This window comes from Geomonas sp. (genome assembly GCF_056994735.1).
The window spans coordinates 1-5,335 of record NZ_JBXKJL010000267.1 but is presented as its reverse complement, the minus strand read 5'-3'; the positions used below and the strand labels follow the sequence as shown (position 1 = coordinate 5,335).

At 61.6% G+C, this 5,335-nt stretch carries 3 protein-coding genes; 2 read left to right on the top strand and 1 reads right to left on the bottom strand.

Translation table 11 applies throughout. The annotated features are described in order from the left end of the window. The first annotated feature begins 461 nt into the window (after positions 1-461). Both AC11W3_RS11695 and AC11W3_RS11690 read left to right on the top strand, forming a co-directional pair. Complete coding sequence (locus AC11W3_RS11695) at positions 462-1,652, top strand: FIST signal transduction protein (protein ID WP_484088993.1); 1,191 nt, start codon at positions 462-464, stop codon at positions 1,650-1,652. Positions 1,653-1,671: 19 nt separating this feature from the next. Next, positions 1,672-3,516: a GAF domain-containing sensor histidine kinase gene (locus AC11W3_RS11690; RefSeq protein WP_484093064.1), complete on the top strand. Its 1,845-nt coding sequence runs from the start codon at positions 1,672-1,674 to the stop codon at positions 3,514-3,516. 144 nt (positions 3,517-3,660) lie between these two features. Here AC11W3_RS11690 and AC11W3_RS11685 read toward each other — a convergent pair. Next, on the bottom strand, positions 3,661-5,335 hold a 1,675-nt coding region (locus AC11W3_RS11685), incomplete at its 5' end, for an ATP-dependent DNA helicase (RefSeq protein ID WP_484093063.1).

Below are 5,335 nucleotides of genomic sequence, written 5' to 3'. Positions count from 1 at the left end.
CATCCTCCGGGTCATGCTCGCCTTCGACCGGTGGCGGCTGAAGGTTCTGACGACGCCAGTTGGCGTCGACGCAGGGACGGCACCGGTGAATCCGACTTCCGGTGCCGCCCCCCCGCCTCACAAGCGTTGCCCCCCTGAGTACCCGCACCGAATCCCAGCATCATCAGCTCTCCCGACAGACCCTTCCCTGTTCCGCATCGGCGCACCCGCCTAATGAAGGTGAGGCCGGAGCACTGTGGCAAACGGCGGACAGGGAACAGAGCGCTACGTCCTGACAACTCATCACGCCGGATCCCGAAAAAGAGCGCGACCTTTATTCCCGCGGGCGATGACTGGTGTTTTTCATGTCTTTCCCTGTATAATTAATCGGTAATTCCGGAGGACGGGAAAACCCTCATGATGGCCAGCTGGGCGGCACCATTCAGGCCATTATCCAATGAGACAGAGGAAGGGAGCAGACGATGGGAACCTCGGTCGGTGTAGGATACAGTCTTCAGAAGAATCCCGCGGATGCAGGGAAAGAGGCGGCGGTCAAGGCGCTGGAACAGGGGGGAATCGGCAAGCCCGATTTCGTCTTTGTCTTCGGCACCGTCGGCTACAACCAGGAGGCTCTGATACAGGCGGTTCGAGAGGCCACTTCAGGCGCACCTCTTTCCGGCTGTTCCGGTGAAGGCATCATCACCCAGGGGATGGTCGCCGAAACGAATTTCGGGGTTACGGTGATGGCCATAGCCTCCGATGAGCTGAGGTTCGCCAACGTCCGGGTCAAGGAGATCGGCAGCGGAGTCGGCAGGGCCGGTCGCCGCCTGGCAGAGGAACTGCAGCCGCTGCTGGCCTCCGACAGTTTCGCCTGCTTCCTTTTCGTCGACGGCCTGGTCTTCGACTTCGACCCCTTCCACGAGGCCTACGAGAAGGCCATCCACTCCGACAGGCCCCTCCCCTTCTTCGGTGGGCTGGCCGCCGACAACTGGGCCACCCGCAAGACCTACCAGTACCACAACGACGAAGTCTTCAGCGAGGGTCTATCCTGCGTCCTGCTGTCAGGCCAGGGGAAGGTGGCCCACGGCGTCAGCCACGGCTGCGTCCCGATCGGCACCAAACGGACCATCACCCGCAGCAAAGGAAACATCATCTACGAGATCGACGGCATGCCCGCCCTCGACGCCCTGAAGGACTACGTCGAGGATGGTTCCGAGAGCCAGTGGAACAAGATGACCCTGAACCTCTGCCTCGGCTTCAAGACCCCCGAGCACATCAGGAAGGAGTACGGGGAATTCATCGTCCGCTACATGATGGACAAGAACGACAGCGAAGGGTACGTGACCATCCAGTCAGACGTCAGCGAGGGGACGGAACTCTGGATCGTGCGCCGCGACAAGGAGCTGATACGGGACGGCCTGCAGGCCATATCGCGGCAGATCCGTGAGCAGGCCGGCGACGCCAAGCCGAAGTTCGTCATGCAGTTCGAGTGCATGGGGCGCGGGAAGGTGGTCTTCCGGGAGCAGGAAAAGATCGACCTGCTGAAATCGCTGCAGCAGGACCTCGGCCAGGATCTCCCGTGGATAGGATTCTACACCTACGGGGAGATCGGACCCATCTCCACCTACAACTGCATCCATAACTTCACCGCGGTGGTAGCCGCCGTCTTTTGACCCAATTTCCGGTGTTCCTATGAAAGGTGATGACAAGTCCGTCGAGGAGCTGCCCCTGGAAGCGCTGCAAAGGGAAAAAGAAGCCCTTTCGCGGCAGGTGAAAATACTGACCAGGGCGGAGGGGAAGCTCTATGAGTACCAGGAGGAACTCGACGCCCAGTTGAAGGAGTACAAGGAACTCTACGACTTCAACCGGAAGGTCAACGGTACTTTAAACCTCGTCGACATCTTTCATGAAACCGTAGGCTACCTGGTCGAACACCTCGACTACGAAAGGGCGGTTACCTTCTGCAGGGACGATGAGTCCACGAGCTATCGTGTCTGCGCCCTGAACGGCTATTACCAACCGGGCCAGAGGGAGATGATCGCCGGGCTCACGTTACCTTGCGATGCTACAGCACTTTCCCCCCTTCTCACCGGCAGCGACCACCTCGTCTGCAATGCCCGCTCACAGCATAGTGAACTCGTGGAGTTGGGGTCCAGGCTGCTGATGAGGGATTTCCTCATCTACCCCCTGGGGTCCCACCTGCCACCGCGGGCGCTCATCGCCGTAGGAAACTCCGCCGACAACGTCGTCTTCTATCGCAGGATAGATGAAAGCCCCGGGGCTCTCCTCAGCATCGGGAACGTGGCCGGCCTGGTCTCCTCGGTGATAGAAAACCGGATCTTCTATGAGCAGCTGGAAAAATCACGCGAGCAGGAAAGGGTGGCCGAGGCCAAGTACCGGAGCATCTTCGAGAACGCGATCGAAGGGATCTTCCAGAGGACCCCGGAGGGGCGCTACCTTGACGCCAATCGTGCGCTGGCCCGCACCCTCGGCTATTCCTCCTCCGCGGAACTCGTCGCCGAGGTCTTCAACATCAAGGACCAGCTTTACGTCGATCCCGCCGACCATGACCACTTGATTGAGCTGCTGGAGCAAAACGGCGCGGTGGAGGCCTTCGAGACCAGGATGTACCGCAAGGACCGCAGGGTCATCTGGGTCTCCCTCAGCATCCGCCTGGTCCGCGACAGCGAAGGACGGGTCCTTTACTACGAAGGGACCACCGAGGAGATAACCGAGCGCAAGAGGTCGGAAGAGGCCCTGCGGGAGAGCGAGCAGAAGTACCGGCACCTTTGCGAGTATCTGGAGGAGCGGGTCAGGGAAGCGGTCGACGAACTGCGCCAGAAGGACAAGATACTGATCATCCAGGGGCGGCAGGCGGTGATGGGCGAGATGATCAGCAACATCGCCCACCAGTGGCGCCAGCCGCTGAACATGCTGGCGCTGCTGGTGCAGGACCTGCTGATAACCCAGAAAAAGGAGGGACTGACCGAGGAGTTCGTCGAGAACAACGTGAAGAGGAGCCTGGAAATCATCCGCCAGATGTCCAAGACCATCGACTATTTCAGGTACTTCTTCAAGCCCGACAAGGAGAAGGTCGAGTTCAGGGTGGCGGAGAGCATCGAGAAGACCATGGTCATCCTCGACGGAAGCTTCAAGTCCAGTGACATCCAGACCGAATTCTGCGCCACCGGGGACCCGGTGATCGACGGATTTCCGACCGAATTCGTGCAGGTTCTGCTCAACATCCTGATCAACGCCCGCGATGCCCTGGTTGCCCGTCGCCCGGAGCATCCGCTGATCAGCATCAGGGTGATGACGGAGGGGGAGAGGACGGTGGTGACCATCTCCGACAACGCCGGCGGCATCCCCGCAGAGATCATGGACCGCATCTTCGAGCCCTACTTCACCACCAAGGGTCCCGAGCAGGGGACCGGCATCGGCCTCTTCATGTCGAAGACCATCATAGAGAGGAACATGGGCGGCCGCCTGAGCGCCCGCAACCTCCCCGACGGCGCCGAGTTCCGCATCGAAGTATAAATTCCCATCCGACCCAGCTTAAAGAACGCGCTCCGGCTGCGCGGCTACGGTCCCGTCTCGAAATAGCAGCTCGTCCGCCAGCGGCCACCGCCCTACCCGCCGATTTCCCCCTGTGCAAACTCCCCCTTCCCTCGTGGGAGGGGGTCAGGGGTTGGGGGAAAGTGCCGCGACATCCCTGTCGACCCTCCAGAAATCCTCTACATCCTTCAATATCGCCTGCGACACCAGCTCCGAGGCCTCCTCCGCGAACCAGTCAGCAGGCATGGCGCTGGCGTACCCCCCCTCCAGGAAGCGGTTGTCCATGAGCACGATGATGCCGCGGTCGGTCTCCGAGCGTATGACCCGGCCGGCAGACTGGACCGCCTTGGCCATGGCGGGAATGGTATAGGCATAGTCGAAACCGGCCTGGTAATGGCGCTGGTAGTAATCCTTCATCTGCTCCCGCTCCAGGTCGAAGGTAGGGAGCGGCGGGCCGATCACGAAGGCCCCGATCGCCATCTCCCCCGCATAGTCGACCCCCTCGGAAAAAGAGCCGCCCTGGACGGCGAAGACCACTGTCGGCTTTTCACCTCCCCGCAGCTGGTCGAGGATCTCCTCCACCCGGGAGGGCTTCATCTTCCTCTCCTGCCTGAGCACCACGAAACCCGGCGGCTCCTCGAAGAGCTCCGCCACCCTGTCGAGGAAATCGAAGCTGGGGAAGAAGGCCAGGTAGTTCCCGGGGCGAAGCGCGGTGATCCTCGCGATGACGTCGGCGATCCTGGCATAGTTCCGCTCGCGGTTGGCGTACTTCGTCGAGACCTGCGGGATGATCATCAGCTTGCGCCGGTGTCCGGGAAAAGGGCTGGCAAATTCAGCGGTGCGGACGGCATCGAGATCGAGCCCGGAGAGCCTGGCGTAGTAGTCGAAGGGCTTCAGGGTGGCTGAAAAGCCGACCACCTGCTGGTAGTCGCCGTAACACTCCTTCAGCATGGCCGAGGCATCGCAGCAGGTGATCTTCACGCTCCCCCCGCTTCTGTCGGGGTGGAAGGTGGTGAAGAATTCCTGCTTCTCCGACTTCGCGGCCAGCTCCATGATCTGGGCGAACTCCGACCAGTAGTAGGTGAGCCTCAGCACGGGGTCCAGCTGCCTGATCTCCGCGTCCGACTCGAGGTAGCGAGAGAGAAGGGCGCGCAGCTTCGCGTCGTGGCCCAGGAAGAGCTCCACCGGCGGGTCGATTCTGGAGGGGCTCGGGCTCATGCCTCCGCGGCAGGAGGCGATGGCGCGTAGGCAGCCATCGAGGAGCTCCTCCCCCTCCGCCCTGAAAGGAGAGGGGAGCTCCCGAAGCTCTGCGCGCATCCCTTCCAGCACCAGGGATGAGAGCCTCGGGGAGTAGTAGTCCATGGCCCGGGCCGGGAGGTTGTGAGACTCGTCTATCACCAGGTTCGGCTTTCCCGCCTGGTCGACCGCGATGGCGGTGGCGCGGCTGAGGGCCGAGCGGGGAGCGAAGACGTAGTTGTAGTCGCAGATGACGACGTCGAAGAGCCTGGCGGAGTCGATCTGCAACTCGAAGGGGCAGACCTGGTACCCTTCCCCCAGCTCCCGGAAGACACGCGCCTTCAGCTTTCTCTTCCTAGCCAGGATCTCGATGATGCCGTGGCGGGCAACCTTCCCGTAGTAATCCCGGGCGTACTCGCAGTATTCCGGGGTGCAGAGAGGCTCCTCCTTCAGGCAGATCTTCCCCTTGGCCGTGACGGAGAGGGATTTGAGCTTGGCCCCGGCCAGCCGGAAACGCTCCGCGGCATCCTCCGCCACAGAATGCTGGCTGTTCTTGGGCGTCACG

Bases quoted from the DNA above. Each gene is read 5' to 3' on its own strand.
- AC11W3_RS11695 (WP_484088993.1), top strand. From the start codon at position 462: ATGGGAACCTCGGTCGGTGTAGGATACAGTCTTCAGAAGAATCCCGCG.
- AC11W3_RS11690 (WP_484093064.1), top strand. From the start codon at position 1,672: ATGAAAGGTGATGACAAGTCCGTCGAGGAGCTGCCCCTGGAAGCGCTG.